Below are 18416 nucleotides of genomic sequence, written 5' to 3' on the forward strand. Positions count from 1 at the left end.
TAAGTTAACCTTACTTTGTTACAGACGTCCATTTAAGCGACCATTCTGCTCCAACTAAATATGTTGTAAAATCTTGAACATATGGCTTTTCTAATACTGCATAAGCACGTTGATAAATTGGCGCAATACCAGCTTCATCCATTAATACTTTTTCTGCATCAAGCATATCTTGCCAACGTGATTCTAAATCTGTCACATTCGTTTGAGCACTTTCAATTAGTGCATCGTAATCAGAGCTATTGTATCCAGACTTATTATTTCCGTTTTCAGATTGGAATAACTCTAAGAAGTTAATAGGATCAGCATAATCTGCTCCCCACAATGCTAATTGAATATCATAATCTTGATTGCTGTTAGCATCAAGGCGTACTTTAAACGGTACATTTCTTAATGAGATATCTAATCCCGGTAAATTTTGTGTTAATTGCCCTTGTAAAAATTCAATTGATTTTTTAGCGTTTTCAGTATCATCACTTAAAATTTCTAATGTTAAAGAATCTAATCCTAATTCTTGTAATCCTTTTTCCCAGTATTCTTGAGCTTGCTCAAGATCAAATGTCAACAAATCACCGTTTTGATCACGGTAGTCTTCTCCTGTTGATGGATCAACAGCTAATGATTGTGGAACAAGTCCGTTAGCTGGGATAGAACCGTTTTGAAGAACAGTATCAACATATGCTTGTTTATCAAAAGCCATCGCGATAGCTTTACGAATATTTTCGTTAGCTAATGCTGTTTGTTCTCCATCACGTTCTTGGTTAAATTTAAGATAAGCTACAGTAGAAGTAGGTTGAGTTTTCAAATCTGGGTTTCCTTGTTGAGTTTGTACATAATCACCTGATAGTATCATACGATCGATTGAACCTGTATCATATAAATTCAAAGAAGTTGACGTTTCTTTAATAACATCAATATTAACTGTATCTAATTCAACAGTATCTGCATCCCAATACTCTTCATTTTTATTCATTACCCAGCTTAAGCCGGTTCCATCCCATTCATCTAATACAAATGGTCCGTTATAAAGAATATGATCACTATTTGAAGCATAAGCTTCTCCTTGTTCTGTAACATAAGCCTCATTTTGAGGGAAAAACATTGACAATGTTGTCAAACTTTCAAAATAAGGTACTGCTTTTTCTAGTTGAACTTCAAATGTTTTATCATCAACAGCTGTTACACCTAATTCAGAAGGTTCCATTTCACCTTGTAAGACAGCAGTCGCATTTAATACTACTCCATCAATCATATAAGAGTACTCTGCAGCCGTTTCAGGTGTTACTAAACGTGTCCATGCAAAAACAAAGTCGTTAGCTGTTACAGGGTCGCCGTTTGACCATACAGCGTCTTCTCTGATTTTAAAAGTATAAGTCAATCCATCTTCACTGACTTCTGGTTCTTCTGCAGCCATTCCTAAAACAAGTTCACCATCTGGTCCTTGACGGTATAGTCCTTCATTAACGTTGTTCATAACATTGAAACTAACAGCATCTGTTGCTAATACTGAATCCATTGTCGGTAATTCAGCTGACTCAATTAAGTTTAACTCTTGTTTGTCGTTTCCATTTGTAGTTGTTGTCGATTCTTCTTTGTTTCCACCACAAGCTGCTAATAAACTAACAGAAGCTAGTGATAACCCCATTAACTGAAGATATTTTTTCTTTTCCACTTCTTTTCCTCCTAATGAATCGTAATAAAATTTGATGATAAAATATTCATAACTTCTTCATTTTATCATCATTCAAAAGAGAGAGAAATGAGTATTTACTTACTCTAATAGGAATCTTATCCTTCTCACATTCTACACACAAAAAAAGAGCGAATAATATTCGCTCTTTTTTTCTAAAATTTTATTCTTTTCCTTCAATAGAAGCCCATTTGTACGAGTATTCTGCACCTGTTAAGTGACTTGAGTAATCTTTAAGATAATCTTTTTCTAAAACAGAATATGCACGTTGATAGATTGGTGCAATTCCGCCTGTTTCCATTAAGATTTTTTCAGCTTCTAACATATCTGTCCAACGGCCTTCTAAATCTGTTACGTCTGTTTGAGCACTTTCAACTAATGCATCATATTCAGGATTAGAGTAGCCAGATTTGTTATTTCCATTTTCTGTATGGAACAATTCTAAGAAGTTAATTGGATCTGCGTAGTCAGCTCCCCAACCAGCCATTTGAATATCGTAATCTTGATTTGAGTTTGCTTCTAAACGAACCTTAAATGGAACATTTCTTAAGTTGATTTCTAAACCTGGCAGATTTGAAGTCAATTGTCCTTGCATAAATTCTAAAGATTTTTTAGCATTTTCAGTATCATCACCTAGAATTTCTAAAGTAAGTGAATCTACACCTAACTCTTTTAAACCTGCTTCAAAATACTTTTGCGCTTGTTCAACATCAAATGATAATAAATCTCCATTTTGTTCACGGAAATCTTTATCCGTAGCAGGATCAACAGCTAATTCAGCTGGAACTAATCCATTAGCTGGAATAGAACCGTTTTGAAGAACTGTGTCAGCAAAAGCTTGTTTGTCAAATGCCATTGCAATAGCTTTACGAATATTTTCATTAGCTAAAGGTGTTTCTGCTCCATCACGTTCTTGGTTAAATTTAAAGTAGAAAACAGATGATGTTGGTTGAGTTTTCAATTCAGGATCGCCTTGTTTTGTTTGTACATATTCACCTGATAATGTAATACGGTCAACTGCTCCTGTATCGTATAAGTTGATTGCAGTTGATGTTTCTTTAACTACATCAACATTGATTGCATCTAACACTACAGTTTCTGCATCCCAGTATTCTTCATTTTTATTCAATACCCAGCTTAAGCCAGTTCCATCCCATTCGTCTAATACAAAAGGACCATTATAAAGAACAGTATCACTATTAGTTGCATAATTTTCACCTTGTTCTGTTATGAAAGCTTCGTTTTGTGGTAAAAACATTGGAAGCGTTAGTAAATCTTTAAAGTAAGGTACAGCTTTTTCTAATTGAACTTCTAAAGTTTTTTCATCAACAGCTGTAGCACCTAATTCTGAAGGTTCCATTTCTCCAGTCAAAATTGCAGAAGCATTCTCAACAACACCGTCAATCATGTATGAGTATTCAGCAGCTGTTTCAGGAGTTGCTAAACGTTGCCAAGCATAGACAAAATCATTTGCTGTAACGGGTTCACCATTAGACCAAACTGCATCTTCTCTGATTTTAAAAGTGTAAGTTAATCCGTCTTCACTGACTTCAGGTTCTTCCTCAGCCATTCCTAACTCAAGTTTATTCTCTGGATTTTGACGATATAATCCTTCATTTACGTTATTTAAAACAGTACCACTTACTACATCTGTCGATTTTGCAGAATCCATATTTGGCAATTCAGCACTTTCAATCAGGTTCAGTACTTGTTCTTCAGAAGATCCAGAATCTGTTGATTCTGTACTTGCTGTTTCTCCATCGTTTCCACCACCACAAGCCGCTAAAACTAATGCAGACGTAGCTGTTAGACCTAATAAACTAACTAATTTACTCTTTTTCATTTTAAATCCCCCTATTTCTTTTTCAATTCTTCTAATAATCCATAACGAAATATTAGTTTACTCAAATTATATTATCATCTTGTTATCACAAATTCAATACAAATTATTAAAATAATGTAATAAAAAATTCTTATTCTAATCCTATACTCATTGTTTTTCTGAACAAAGCCTATACCTATAGTTTTTATAACTAGTTTTACTTATTAAAAATTTCGTTTTATTTGTTACAATATCGACACATTTAATTTCAATATTATTCCATAAAAAAAGCTATTTCACAGAATAGTGAAATAGCTTTTAGAATATTATTTGTTGTTTAATGCAGTTTTAGCTTGTTCAGCTAATGCTGTGAATGCAGCAGCATCTGTAACAGCGATATCAGCTAACATTTTACGGTTAACATCAATTTCTGCTAATTTAAGACCATGCATAAATGTGCTGTAGCTCATGTTGTTTAAACGAGCAGCTGCATTAATACGAGCGATCCATAATTTACGGAAGTCACGTTTCTTTTGACGACGATCTCTGTAAGCATAAGTATATGATTTCATTACTTGTTGCTTAGCTGTTTTGAATAAAATATGTTTAGAACCGTAATACCCTTTTGCTAATTTTAATATTTTTTTACGACGTTTACGAGTAACCGTTCCACCTTTTACACGTGGCATATTAATTTCCTCCTCTAAGATGTTTTCTCTACAAGAAAACTCTTTTGACTAATTTAAATTACATTTGTTCATTTTTTTAAATGAACTAAAATACGCTAAGGTAAAAGATTACCATTTAGCTAATTGTTGACGGATACGTTTCATATCGCCAGAAGATACCATTGCTGATTTACGTAATTTACGTTTTTGTTTTTGTGATTTGTTTGCAAACATATGGCTTGTTTTAGCATGGTGACGTTTTAATCCACCATTACCTGTTCTTTTGAACCGTTTTGCTGAACCACGGTGTGTTTTTTGTTTTGGCATTTGTTATTTCCTCCTCAAAATACTCTTACTTTTCATTCTTTGGTGCTAAAATTAAGAACATGCTACGACCATCCATTTTAGCAGCTGATTCAATAGTTGAAATATCAGCTGTTTCTTTAGCTAAACGATCCAACACTTCTTTACCAATACCTTTATGAGTAATGGCACGACCTTTAAATCGGATTGAAGCCTTTACTTTATCTCCTTTTTCAAGGAACTTACGTGCGTTACGTAATTTAGTATTAAAATCATTCAAATCAATAGTAGGACTTAATCTTACTTCTTTGATACTAATGACTTTTTGATTTTTACGGGCTTCACGTTCTTTTTTCTGTTGCTCAAAACGGAATTTACCGTAGTCCATAATACGTGCTACAGGTGGTTTTGCTTTTGGAGCTACTAGTACTAAGTCTAAGTTTGCTTCTTCTGCAAGTTTTAACGCTTCACTTTTTGTAATTACACCAAGTTGTTCGCTGTTACTACCAATAACGCGTAATTCACGTGCACGAATGCCGTCATTTACCATCATATCTTTTGCTATGGTCATACACCTCCATTAGATTTGAGAGAAAGAACAGCAGAAAAATAGACGAGTTCATTATGAACCCGCCTATAAATAATTTCTAACTCACACCGAATGCAAGTTATCATCGTTTATATCTAGCCCAGAGACACTTTCGTCAACTTAGGCGAGAAGCGGGTGCTTCTGCTTGATTTTCTCAACTCATTTATTATACTTTATTGAATCTAGAATGTCAATCAAATTAGATGCTAAAGTTTTTTATTTCTGATGAAACTTTTTCTAAATAATTAGTTAATCCAATTGTTTCAGTCGCTTTCTCACCATACTTACGTACCGCAACCGTGTTATCTTGGACTTCACTATCTCCAACAACTAATTGATAAGGTATTTTTTGTGTTTGAGAAGCACGTATCTTATACCCCATTTTTTCATTGCGCTCGTCAACTTCTACGCGCATTCCAATACTTTCCAGTTGTTTTTTGATCTCATAAGCATAATCTGTATGCATGTCTAAATTAACTGGAATAATTGTCGCTTGAACCGGCGCTAACCAAGTAGGAAACGCCCCTTTGTATTCTTCGATCAAGTAAGCTACAAACCGCTCCATTGTAGAAACAATACCACGGTGAATAACTACAGGACGGTGATTATTTTCGCCATCTTCTCCTACATATGTTAGGTCAAAACGTTCTGGAAGTAAAAAGTCTAGTTGGATCGTTGAAAGTGTCTCTTCAATTCCGATAGCTGTTTTTACTAATACATCTAGTTTAGGACCATAAAAAGCTGCTTCGCCTTCTGCTTCAAAATAGTCTAGTTCCATATCGTCCATAGCTGCTTTAAGCATTGTTTGAGCTTTTTCCCACATACCGTCATCGTCATAGTATTTTTCTGTGTTATTAGGATCGCGGTAGCTTAGACGGAAACGATAATCAGTAATATTAAAATCACTGTAGACAGCTAACATCAGTTCCAGTGTACGCTTGAATTCTTCTTCAATTTGATCTGGACGTACAAATGTATGCCCATCATTCAAAGTCATTTCGCGTACTCGTTGCAATCCTGATAAAGCTCCACTCTTTTCATAGCGATGCATTTGTCCTAATTCAGCAATCCGAATCGGCAACTCACGGTAGCTATGCACATCATTTTTGTATACCATCATATGATGTGGGCAGTTCATTGGGCGCAAGACAAGCATTTCGCCATCACCCATATCCATAGGTGGGAACATATCTTCATGATAATGGTCCCAATGACCAGAAGTTTTGTATAAGTTTACATCAGCCATAATAGGTGTGTAGACATGTTGGTAACCTAGACTAATTTCACGGTCAACGATGTAACGTTCAATTGTACGACGAATCGTAGCGCCTTTTGGCAACCAGAACGGCAATCCAGACCCAACTTCAGGAGAAATCATGAATAAGTCTAATTCTTTTCCTAATTTACGGTGGTCACGTAATTTAGCTTCTTCACGCATTTTTATAAACTCTTTCAAGTCTTTTTTATCAAAAAAGGCTGTTCCGTAAACCCGTTGCATCATTTTATTGTCTGAGTTCCCTCTCCAGTAGGCACCTGCAAGAGATAACAGTTTAAATACTTGAATGCGACCTGTAGATGGTACATGGACACCACGACATAAATCCACAAAATCACCTTGGTCATATACTGTGATTTTTTCTGATTCAGGTAAAGCTGTAATCAACTCTACTTTGTAAGGATCATCTTTGAAGATTTCTAACGCTTCTTCCCGAGTAACTTCTTTACGAACAATAGGATTGTTTTCTTTTACAATTGCCATCATTTCAGCTTCAATTTTTGGAATATCCTCATCTGTTATTGGAGCTTCAGAATCTGTATCGTAGTAAAATCCAGTTGAAATAGCCGGACCCACTCCAAATTTTATATCTGGATACAAACGACGTAATGCATTTGCCATCAAGTGAGCAGTTGAATGACGCAAAATTTGTAAAGCATCTTCATGATCAGGTGTAATAATTTCAATCTCACCATTTACTTCTAGTGGGCGTACTAAATCCACTAATTCTCCGTTAAATTTACCAGCTAATGCTTTTTTAGCTAAACCTTTGCTGATACTTTCAGCAATATCTTTTGTGGATGAACCCGTTGGAAAAGACTTTACTGCTCCATCTGGAAATGTAATGTTAATTTCTGACATAGTTTATTCCTCCATATTCTAATTTAAAAATACCATCTTTGTTCAGCTAGAAAACAAAAAAGCCCCTTTTATAGTATATTAAATACCATAAAAGGGACGTTCATTACGTGGTTCCACCCAGATTCAGAATTTAGCAAAACCACTAAATTCACTCTAAGCTGTTAACGCTAGCTAAACGACCAACTGCTAATACGAAAAGGTTCACAGTGGCACTCGAAAGGGGTCAAAACAAGAACGAAATTAGAAAACTTTCAGCATTGTTTTCTTCTCTAAAAAAATCGCAACCAAGTTTTGGTGTCTTTCTCAATGATTTCTTTTATATCTATCATTAAAGCACTTTTTCCTTCTAATTTCAAGAAGAGGATGTATAATTTTTATTTCTTCATTGGAGATGGCGTCGATTAGAACCCGTCATTTTTACTTCTTTAGCTAGATAACGAACTCTTTCCATTATTCTTTTTGCTTTTAATGGTTCATCTTCGCCTCTTTGAGTTACTCTTAAGTGCTCTTCTTCAAGTTGTTTCATATCAAAATTAGAAGAGAAAAAAGTAGGTAGTTGTTCTTGCATGCGGTACTGTAAAATAACTCCTAATACATCGTCTCTTATCCAACTAGACATAGAATCTGCACCAATGTCATCTAACATGAGTATTGGGGCTTTTTTTACAAACTCTAACTTTTCGCCGGTATTATTCTTGCCAATAGACTGTTTCATCTCCACTGCAAATGACGGAAAGTGCATGAGCGTAGAAGGAAAACCGTTTTTAGCTAATTCATGTGCTAACGCACCTAAGAGATACGTTTTCCCTACACCAAAGGATCCTTGTAAATACAAGCCTTTATGGTAGCCTTTAGGATTCGTCATATACGCATCAATAAAGTCATATACCTCTGAAATCGCAAATCTTCGTTCATCCGTCAAATCAAAATCAGCTAGCTTTGCATTCCGAACATCTTTAGGCATATCCATAGAATAAATACGATTTTTAATTTCCAATTCTTTTTGCCTAGCAATCAACTCAGCAGAAGGCACATAAGTTACATCAATGTAATGGTAGTTTAATACCAATTTAGGATGGTAACCTGGAGCCATCATACCCTTATTTAAATGAAATTTCTTTTTTTCTTGTACGTATTCATACAGCTTAGCATAACTTTTGACAATCGCTTCATCGTCCAATTTTTGGCGATTCTCTTCAATAAATTGCATGACATCTGGATCATCTAATACTTCTTGGATCAATTCCTCATATTTATGATTCAAATTACGCTCTTTAATCATTCGTGTTAGACTTTCACCAATATCTTCCATCATTATTCACCTTCTTTGCCGAAATTTTGAATTCTTTTCAATCTTTCCATAAATGCTTTTTGCTCTTCTTCACTCATCGGCTTTTCTTCCAATTGATTATTTCCTTCTTTAGCCCAATCGGGAAGCGTTTCTTTTCTTGTAGTTGTTTGATTACCATAATTTGCTTTGCCTCTGTTTTGCGTATACGATTTACTACGATTTTCTTGTTGTTGTCGTTTTTCAGCATTTTCAGAATACATTTTTTTCACTTTTTGAATCGCTTCTTCAGGTGCAACGACTTTCTCTTGTGCCCAGTCATTCGCGATCTTATAGGCTAATTTTTGATCCAGTGTTGGGTTATTTCTTACCACTAGAATATAGTGAATTAAAATATTGATAACGGCCGTTGGTAAATTAGCTTTTTTGACAATTTCTTCTAGTGTCCATTCTTCTGGTTTTGTGACAAACCCGCCTTTTTGATCTTTAATAGAATTCATAAAATCAACCGGACTAATTTGCTCACTCACTTCAATAACGGCAATGTCTTCTTTGGTTAACCCTCTTTTAGTTAGTTCTGTTTCGCGCATTTTTTGTTGGTTTGAATCTACTTCTATATCTTTTTCCACAACGTCTTTTAACGAAATGTTTTGTTGATTTTTATTGTGGTAATCATCATACGCCAGCTTTTTTAATCTTTTTTCGTCAATTTTACCCGTTTCGATATCCGAAGCATTTAATACGAATTGTTGCATAGCTAACTCATCTAAGCCGTATAGTGTATGCAATACCAGAATTGTCTCTTCAATTTCTTTTGTAATCGATGAACGGTTGACATATTGGTGATTTAACCCTGTATAAAAGAATTTCAAATCAAATGTTTTAGGATCAACTTTTGGTCTTGTAGAACTTGTATTGCCAATATAAGAAACCGGTTGTTTAAGTAATTCTTTCTCTCTCTTTAGTAATTCAGCATCAAACTGAAAAACATCCAAGAAAGACTTTGTGATCTCTTGAAACTTATTCTTATCGATGGTTTCTACAACAAAGCGATTTCTTAACTTTTTAAATTTTCGTTCTCCAACTTTTTCTAATAGCAATAAACTTAATAAATCGTCTTTAAAAAAGACGTCACTCGTTTGGGGAGCTTGTAATTCATAGACAATTAACTTTGTCGGACTTGTTTGAAGATACGTTTTAATCAATCCTATTGCTTCCAGTTTAATTCTAGCTTGATACAACTCAGGGATACCAATATTTAACAAAGCTAGCAATTCTGAATGTAAGATACCTTCACTCCAATAATTCTCTTCTTCTATCTCTGTCCACAAAGTCATATAAAGACTGTATGCAGCATTTCCTACTAAAGGTTGATACAAAAAAGTGAGAATTTTTTGATCGATATCCGAAAGCAATGCCTGTTGTTTTACTAAAAAACCATCCTTGGGACTTAAGTTTTTCCATGGATACCCCAAAACGACTCCCACCTTTCTGTTTCACTTAATTTTTTTCAGCTTTTTTTCTTTCAAATTCTTGTAATTCTTTTAAGAAAACACTCATATCTTTAAAATGGCGATAAACACTAGCAAAACGTATATAAGCTACCTCATCTACATCAGCTAATTTTTCCATAATGTATTCTCCAATGATAGCAGAAGCAATTTCATTTTCGCCTAATCCTCTGATTTGATTCTCTACCTCATCAACTATTTTTTCGACTTGCTCCATTGCTACAGGTCGTTTTTCACACGAACGAATTAATCCTCTTAGAATTTTTTCGCGATTAAATTCTTCTCTGGTACCATTTTTTTTAATAACTAAAAGTGGTGTTTTTTCTACTCGTTCAAATGTAGTAAAGCGAAAATTGCATGCTTCACATTCTCTCCTTCTGCGAATAGCACGCCCATCATCTGCTGGACGACTATCGACAACTTTAGAACCATTATTTTGACAGCGTGGACATTGCATGTTTATCATTCCTATCTTAAGTGTTATTCTTAGTAACACTCTATTTGTACGCACTTATTTACTCTATTATACCACACAAAAACTAGAGATAAAACCGGTTAAATAAGGTGCAAATTTGATCTATAAAAAAAAAACAAGCGAAAATACTTGTTCTTACTTCTCTTATTTGGCTGTTATTTTGTCTATCCATTTTAAAACTTGTTGTTTTGTATGTTCAGTTGATCCGCTATTGTCAATAACGCTATCTCCAAGAACAACTTTTTCTGAAATTGGAAGTTGAGAGTTGATTTTTTGAATTGCCTCTTCTTTTCCTATCATATCCCTTTTCATCAATCGATCGATTTGGATTTCTTTTGACGTAGCTACTACCATCACTTGATTCACTTCTTTTTCATAACCCGCTTCGAATAAAAGTGGGATATCCAAAACAAGAATCGCATGGTCGCGTTTCAAACACTCTTTTTTTTGATCCATCAGCCATTTATAGATTCGTTTAGATAAGATTGCGTTTAACTTCTCTCTTTGTTTTTCATCTTTAAATACGATTTTCCCTAATGCTTCTCGGTTTAACGTACCGTCAGCCAAAATAACGTTATCGCCAAACTGTTTTTTTATTTCACACAATCCTTCTGTTCCTGGCTTAACGACTTCTCTTGCTCCGAGGTCTGCATCCACTACAGGAAAGCCTTGTTCTTTAAAAATTTTGCTAACAGTTGATTTACCTGTAGCAATACTTCCAGTTAATCCTAAGATCACAGTCATTCTATCACCTCTTTTTTTAATCCATTATTAATTGCTGACAATTAGGACAAAAATGAGTCCCTCTTTGTGCAACTTTAATCTTTTCGATTGGTGTACCGCAACGAACACACGGCAGCCCTTTTTTGCCATAGACTGACAACTTCACTTGAAAAGAACCCGCTTCTCCTAACGCATTTTGATACGTACGAATGGTCGTTCCACCCGCTTCAACAGCGTCCCCCAATACTTTTATGATGGCTTCGTGTAAGTGAGAAACTTCAATTTTTCGTAAACTATTCGCCGTTCTTAAAGGATGGATTTTGGCTAAAAACAGTGCTTCATCTACATAGATGTTCCCTAAACCTGCTACTATCTTTTGATCTAATAAAAGAGGCTTAATAGCTCTTTTTTTAGTTTGCAAGGTTTTATAAAAAATTGCTTCATCAAACGTTTCTACTGTAGGCTCTGGGCCCAATAATTTTATCCCAGTTGCAGTGAACTCTTCTCCTATCGGCACAAGCGTCATCCGTCCAAATTTGCGCACATCCAAATACCGTAAATCTCTCCCATCCGCTAAATGGAAAACTACATGTGTATGTTTTTTTAGAGGTGCTGATGATTCTTCTACTTCATACTTTCCCTCCATACGCAAATGCGAAACCAATGCCCATTGTTTAAATCGAATGATAATGTATTTGCCTCGTCTATCAAATTCAATAATTTTTTCACCCATTAAAATGTGTTTAAACTCAGTAGGTTCAATTGGTCCTGAAATAATACGATCCCAGTATACATCAACGGATTCTATCGTTGCTTTTAATACAAGCTTTTCTAAACCTTTTCTAACTGTTTCAACTTCAGGTAATTCGGGCAACGTATTTCTTCCTTTCTAGATAAAATAAGTGCTTCTGCTATCAATAATCATAGCAGAAACACGTTTTTTATTATTTCGCTTCATACCAACTTTTTCCACTGTTGCTGTCGACTTTTAATGGAACAGATAATTCTACTGCACCTTCCATAACTTCAATCACTAATGCTCTTAATTGTTCAATTTCTTCTTTAGGTGCTTCAAAAATCAGTTCATCATGTACTTGTAGCAGCATAGTTGCTTGCATAGTTGACTCTTTTAATTTTTCGTCCATTTTAATCATAGCAATTTTTATAATATCTGCTGCACTCCCTTGGATAGGCGTGTTGATAGCTGTTCTTTCAGCAAATGAGCGCAAATTAAAATTTCGAGAATTGATTTCTGGTAAATAACGACGACGTTGGAAGAGCGTTTCAACAAAACCTTTATCTTTCGCTTCTCTCACGATATCTTCCATATATGTTTTTACGCCAGGATATTTTTCAAAATACGTATCAATAAATTGCTGTGCTTCTTTTCGGCTGATTCCTAAGTTTTGCGATAAACCATAATCACTTATGCCGTAAACAATTCCAAAGTTAACAGCTTTAGCTCTTCGACGCATTTCAGAAGAAACTTCTTCTGGAGATCCAATACCAAATACACGCATAGCTGTACTTGAATGGATGTCTTGTCCTTCAATAAAAGCTTCTTTTAATAATTTATCATCTGAAACATGACCCAATACACGCAATTCAATTTGTGAGTAATCGGATGCAAATATTTCCCAACCTTCATGACTAGGAACAAACGCTTGTCTAATCTTTCGGCCTTCTTCTAATCGAATCGGAATGTTTTGTAAGTTAGGATCAACTGAACTTAAACGTCCCGTTTGAGCAATTGTCTGCATGTAACGTGTATGAATTTTTCCGGTTTTTTTATCAATTACTTTCAATAAACCTTCTATATAAGTGGATTGTATTTTTGCGATTTGACGATAGTCTAGAATGTGCTCAACAATCGGAGCTTGTTCTCTTAATTGCTCTAAAACATCCACTGCAGTAGAATAACCCGTTTTAGTCTTTTTAATCACAGGGTAACCCATCTTCTCAAATAAAATAACGCCTAATTGTTTTGGTGAGTTCAAATTGAATTTTTCACCAGCTAGTTCATATACTCGTTGTTCAATATCTGTTAGACGAATGGCAAATTCTTCTTTCATTTCCATTAATCGTTTATCGTTTACTTTTACCCCAGTAAGTTCCATTTCAGCTAAAACGATGGATAAAGGCAACTCCATTTCATTAAACAACTTGGTTTGCTCATTCTTTTCTAAGTTTTCTCCTAATTGTTTACTTAAGATACGAATCGCTTTTATCTTTCTTGCAATATGATCATATGTCACAGTCTTCTCTTCTGGAATAGCAATTTTTGCTCCTTTTCCATAAACACTTTCATCTGAGGAAACCTCATAATACTCATGTTCTGTAGCCACTTCAGATAGATCTTTACTGTTGTCTTTTGTGTTTAGCAAATAAGAAGCCAATAGGATATCAAAGTCAATTGATGCGATATCCACATTTTGTCTCTTTAATGCAACGTAGGTCCTTTTAGCATCAAATACTTGCTTTTGAGCTCCTTTATCTTTTGCCCAGTTTTTAAAATCATCTGATGCAAAAACAACTTCTGGTTCCGCAACATAGATGTGTTCATCATCTCCCCATCCAATACAGAAAATAGGAGAAGTGTGATAGTTATCGCCTAACATTTCTACATAAAGCGCCATATTATCATTAAACATATTCTCAGTAATTTCCGTCACGATCGTATATGAAATAGCTTCTTTTTGGCTATTTTGTTCTGCATCATATTCCGCAGTATCAAGCTTACTTAAGTGAGAATTAAAATCCATTTCTTTATAAAAAGAAATAAGTTTTTCCATGTTCGGTCCATTGAAACTCAATTCTTCAACGCCAACTTTTATAGGAGAGTCGGTATCAATAGTCGCAAGTCGTTTACTTAGTAATGCTGTTTCTTTTTCATTTATCAGGTTTTCTTTCATTTTACTTTTCTTTAATAAATCAATATTTTCATAAATTCCTTCTACCGATCCATACTCTTTCAATAACTTAAGAGCTGTCTTTTCGCCAATCTTTGTCACACCTGGTATATTATCTGACGCGTCCCCTGCTAAACCTTTCATGTCAATGATTTGAAGCGGGCTGATCCCCATCTCTTCATAAATTGATTCAGGTGTGTACCCTTTTAACTCACTAACACCTTTTACTGTGATGTCTACTCGAACATTCTCTTTTGCCAATTGTGTTAAATCTCGGTCACCAGATATGACCACTACATCATATAGTGTTGGATCAACTTGTGTTGCCAGAGTTCCAATAATATCATCTGCTTCGAAGTTTTCTAATTCATAATGTCTAATCCCAAATCCATCCAACAACTCTCTTAGATAAGGCATTTGTTCTGAAAATTCTCTTGGAGTCTTTGAGCGACCTGCTTTATAGTCATCAAAGAAACTATGTCGAAAGGTTGTATTTCCTGCGTCAAAAGCGACCAAGACATGTGTTGGCTTCTCTTTTGTTAATACACTATCAATCATATTATGAAAACCATATAATGCATTCGTGTGCAAACCGTTCTTATTTTTCATTCTTTCTAATTGAGAATGTAATGCAAAAAAAGCTCTATATGCAACACTATTTCCATCAATTAATACTAATTTCTTTTTCTCATTCATCATAAAACTCCTTTAGCTGCTACTGTTTTAATTAATTTAGTCATCTACTAACTTCTTTTGAAAGCCCTACTTATCGTTACTATTTTAACAAAAAAATAGTAGGATAGCGAACTTGATTACACTTTCAGATAACGAATAAGTAAAATTAACCTCTGAAAAAAGACCAAAAGCTATGGTTAATCTCATAGCTTTTGGTCTTCTTTCTATTCTTTTGTTAATGACGAATGACTTAGCAATGTCTCGTATGCTAGTTCAAATTTTTGAACATCTCCAGCTCCCATAAAAATAGCAACTGCATCATGATGATCTAATAATGGTGACATATTTTCTTCACTTAATATTGTCGCTCCATTATCGATTTTGTTAACTAAATCTTGTATTGTAATGTCTCCTTGATTCTCACGTACTGATCCAAAGATATCACATAGATAAATAGAGTCAGCTAAATTCAACGATTCTGCAAAATCACTCAGCAATGCTACTGTCCGAGTAAAGGTATGTGGTTGAAAAATAGCAATAATTTCTTTATTTGGATATTTTTGACGAGCAGCATCAATTGTTGCACGAATTTCAGATGGGTGATGTGCGTAATCATCAATGATTACCATGTCCAACATTTGTTTTTCGCTAAATCTACGTTTAACGCCTTTAAATGTTTTTAAGTTTTCCATTACGCCTTCTTTATCAATATTTTCATATTGGCAAATAGCTATCACACTAAGTGCGTTAAGAATATTGTGTTTACCAAACGTTGGAATTTCAAAATGTCCATAAAATTCATCTCTTACATAAACATCAAATGTAGAACCTGTAGTTGAACGAGTCATATTTTTAGCTTGAAAATCATTATGATCTTCAAAACCATAATACAGGATTGGCACATTCGCTTGGAGTTTTTGTAATTGTTCGTCATCTCCACAAGCCACAATAGCTTTCTTTACTTGAACTGCCATTGATTGGAAAGCATCAAAAACGTCATTAAGACTGCTATAATAGTCTGGATGATCAAAATCAATATTTGTCATAATAGCGTAATCGGGTTGATAAGCTAAAAAATGACGACGGTATTCACATGCTTCTAAAATAAAGAAGTCTGCATCAGGGACTCCATGACCAGTTCCATCTCCGATTAAGTAACTTGTGCTTTTAAGTGGACTTAACACATGGGCTAATAATCCTGTTGTACTTGTTTTTCCATGTGATCCTGTAACTGCAACACTAGTAAATTGACCAATAAATTGTGCCAAGAAATCATGGTAACGAATAACGGTTAAGCCTAATTCATTAGCCGCAACTATTTCTTCATGAGTATCTGGGAAAGCATTTCCCGCAATAACAGTTAATCCTTGATGAATATTTTCTTTGTTAAAATTTAACATTGGTATTTTAGCTTCTTCAATATTTTTTTGTGTAAAGAAATATTTTTCAATATCCGATCCTTGAACTTTAAATCCCTTATCGTGCAAAATTAAAGCTAGAGCACTCATACCAGAACCTTTAATACCAACAAAATGATAAATTGTTTCTTTTTTCATTACTTTATTTCCTCCATATTCGTAAATTCAGCCTTATGCTTTTTGAATGGTTATGTTTGAGAGAGACTATTTAATGTATCCTATTCCAGTACGTTCTTTAATGTTAGTATAGAACGATGCGTTAAAAAAAACCATCTTTGTATTTCTCGCTAAAATAAGATGGTTCGTTTAGCGGTAGTTAAAAAAGACAAAATTACAACGAAATTAGTATACCATGAATTAATTTAATAGCACACTTAAAAACTCGTTTTCCTCTGACTCTTAGCAGAATGAAATATTGTGAACGGATTCAATTATACAATTGACATCTTTTTTTAATACTATTTTTGTAAATGATATGTCCATTTCTAATTAAAATGGTAAATAAGACACAAAAAGACCTCCAAAAATCAGCTTTTTGGAGGTCGACTTAAGAACGCTTTTTTTATTTTTCAGTAGAACTGTTTATAAAAATTTTTCTTCGTAATCAGCTTTAGTCAAAAATACTTCGCGTGGTTTAGATCCTTTGTTTCCTGATATAAAATTTTCATTTTCTAAGGATTCAATCAAATTAGCTGCTCGATTAAATCCTATTTTAAATTTTCGTTGAAGTGCTGACGCTGATATTTGACCCTCAGAAACAATAAAAGGAAGAACATCTTCAAATAATTCGTCTTTTCCTTCAACTGATTCTAATTTAGCCATCAATGATTCTGGTTCAAAAAGATACCTTGCAGGTCGTTGATCTTTTACATGTCTAACGATTCGTTCTATTTCTTTTTCAACATACGTTCCTTGAACACGTATTGGACGACCTGAACCATTTTCTTGGAACAGCATGTCCCCTCTACCAAGAAGTTTTTCAGCTCCACCTGTATCTAAAATTGTCCGCGAGTCTACCTGACTAGATACCATAAAGGCCACTCTAGTTGGAATATTGTTTTTTATTGTTCCTGTAATAACGTCTACACTTGGACGTTGTGTAGCCACAATTAGATGGATACCTGCTGCTCTAGCTTTTTGTGTAATTCTTGCAATAGAATCTTGCACGTCACTACTGGCAACCATCATTAAATCGGCTAATTCATCGATGACGATTACAATATAAGGCATTTTCAATCCGAGATCATTATGTTCTTCTGCTTTTTCATTAAAGCGTTGGATATTTCGAACTCCTGCAGCTGCTAGTTTTTGGTAACGTTCTTCCATTTCGTTTACTGCCCATTTTAAAGCTTCACTTGCTGCTTTAGGTTCAGAAATAACTGGAGAAAGTAAATGTGGAATTTCATTATAAGGAGCTAGCTCAACTGCTTTTGGATCAATTAAAATCAATCTAACTTCGCTTGGTGTAGCTTTATACAATAGACTCACTAACAGCGAATTAATAAAGACACTTTTTCCTGAACCTGTTGCTCCCGCAATCAGACCATGAGGCATTTTATCGATAGTCGAAACAACTGCTTCTCCCGCTATATTAACCCCAATTGCAACCGTTAAAGGAGAATGACTTTCTTTGAACTCTTTACTTTCCATCACTTCTGATAGCATCACAGGTCTAGATTTTTTATTCGGAATTTCAATCCCTACCGAACTCTTTCCAGGAATTGGAGCTTCTATACGAATATCCTTTGCCGCTAGCGAGAGTTTCAAATCATCAGATAGGTTCGTAATTTTGTTAACTTTTACGCCACGACCTAATTGAAGCTCAAATTGAGTGACTGCTGGCCCAATCGTCCAACCAATTACTTGAGCATGGATATTAAACGCATCTAAGGTCTCATTTAATATTTCTGCTTGTTCTAGAACCCAATCGTCAATTGCATTTGGTTCTAGTTTTACAGGTCGAAGCAAAAGATCTACAGATGGGAACATATAATTTTCATCGTATATTTCTTCAGTCATTTCCAATAATGGAGTGGTAATCTCACTTTCCATCTCTACAATATTTTCAATTCCATCTTGGTTTGATTCTTCTAAATTGTTGATAGAATTATTTTCTTCAATGGCTTCGGTAAGAGTTGTATCCAGTTGTGTTTCTGGTTGTGTTTCTGGTTGTGTTTCTGGTTGTGTTTCTGGTTGTGTTTCTGGTTGTGT

Annotated in this window: 14 protein-coding genes and 1 other annotated feature; all 14 genes read right to left on the reverse strand. The window is 34.7% G+C overall.

Annotated features, from left to right (window positions below; genetic code table 11):
• Nucleotides 1-10 precede the first annotated feature (10 nt).
• Nucleotides 11-1669: a peptide ABC transporter substrate-binding protein gene (locus ABS916_RS02350; RefSeq protein ID WP_350450359.1), complete on the reverse strand. Its 1659-nt coding sequence runs from the start codon at nt 1667-1669 to the stop codon at nt 11-13.
• A 181-nt stretch (nt 1670-1850) separates the two neighbouring features.
• A complete protein-coding gene (locus ABS916_RS02355) occupies nt 1851-3530 on the reverse strand; it encodes a peptide ABC transporter substrate-binding protein (RefSeq protein ID WP_350450360.1) in 1680 nt (559 codons plus the stop codon).
• A 305-nt stretch (nt 3531-3835) separates the two neighbouring features.
• Nucleotides 3836-4198 carry a 50S ribosomal protein L20 gene (gene rplT / locus ABS916_RS02360; protein ID WP_029277585.1) on the reverse strand — a complete coding sequence of 121 codons (363 nt, stop codon included), beginning with the start codon at nt 4196-4198 and terminating at the stop codon, nt 3836-3838.
• A 108-nt stretch (nt 4199-4306) separates the two neighbouring features.
• Complete coding sequence (gene rpmI, locus ABS916_RS02365; RefSeq protein WP_013710373.1) at nt 4307-4504, reverse strand: 50S ribosomal protein L35; 198 nt, start codon at nt 4502-4504, stop codon at nt 4307-4309.
• Nucleotides 4505-4529: 25 nt separating this feature from the next.
• Entirely contained in the window at nt 4530-5051 is a 522-nt protein-coding gene (gene infC / locus ABS916_RS02370) for a translation initiation factor IF-3 (protein ID WP_035022042.1), read from the reverse strand.
• A gap of 28 nt (nt 5052-5079) precedes the next feature.
• Nucleotides 5080-5222: a sequence feature (ribosomal protein L20 leader region), on the reverse strand.
• 46 nt (nt 5223-5268) lie between these two features.
• Complete coding sequence (gene thrS, locus ABS916_RS02375) at nt 5269-7206, reverse strand: threonine--tRNA ligase (protein WP_350450361.1); 1938 nt, start codon at nt 7204-7206, stop codon at nt 5269-5271.
• Nucleotides 7207-7588: 382 nt separating this feature from the next.
• Nucleotides 7589-8518, reverse strand: a complete 930-nt coding sequence (dnaI, locus tag ABS916_RS02380) for a primosomal protein DnaI (RefSeq protein ID WP_350450389.1) — start codon at nt 8516-8518, stop codon at nt 7589-7591.
• A gap of 2 nt (nt 8519-8520) precedes the next feature.
• Nucleotides 8521-9969 (reverse strand): replication initiation and membrane attachment family protein, encoded by a 1449-nt coding sequence (locus ABS916_RS02385; protein WP_350450362.1) that lies wholly within the window; start codon nt 9967-9969, stop codon nt 8521-8523.
• 25 nt (nt 9970-9994) lie between these two features.
• Nucleotides 9995-10462 carry a transcriptional regulator NrdR gene (gene nrdR / locus ABS916_RS02390; RefSeq protein ID WP_350450363.1) on the reverse strand — a complete coding sequence of 156 codons (468 nt, stop codon included), beginning with the start codon at nt 10460-10462 and terminating at the stop codon, nt 9995-9997.
• A gap of 162 nt (nt 10463-10624) precedes the next feature.
• Nucleotides 10625-11224: a dephospho-CoA kinase gene (coaE, locus tag ABS916_RS02395; protein WP_350450364.1), complete on the reverse strand. Its 600-nt coding sequence runs from the start codon at nt 11222-11224 to the stop codon at nt 10625-10627.
• Between the two features lie 16 nt (nt 11225-11240).
• On the reverse strand, nt 11241-12077 hold the full coding sequence (gene mutM / locus ABS916_RS02400; protein ID WP_350450365.1) for a DNA-formamidopyrimidine glycosylase: 837 nt from the start codon (nt 12075-12077) through the stop codon (nt 11241-11243).
• A gap of 70 nt (nt 12078-12147) precedes the next feature.
• A complete protein-coding gene (gene polA / locus ABS916_RS02405) occupies nt 12148-14808 on the reverse strand; it encodes a DNA polymerase I (RefSeq protein WP_350450366.1) in 2661 nt (886 codons plus the stop codon).
• Between the two features lie 203 nt (nt 14809-15011).
• The gene (gene murC / locus ABS916_RS02410; RefSeq protein WP_350450367.1) at nt 15012-16343 is read right to left on the reverse strand and encodes a UDP-N-acetylmuramate--L-alanine ligase; all 1332 of its coding nucleotides are present in this window, start codon (nt 16341-16343) and stop codon (nt 15012-15014) included.
• 444 nt (nt 16344-16787) lie between these two features.
• Nucleotides 16788-18416 (reverse strand): DNA translocase FtsK (locus tag ABS916_RS02415; RefSeq protein WP_350450368.1); only part of this gene is annotated, 1629 nt, incomplete at its 5' end.

The organism is Carnobacterium sp. (genome assembly GCF_040274945.1).
Classification (GTDB): Bacteria; Bacillota; Bacilli; order Lactobacillales; family Carnobacteriaceae; genus Carnobacterium_B.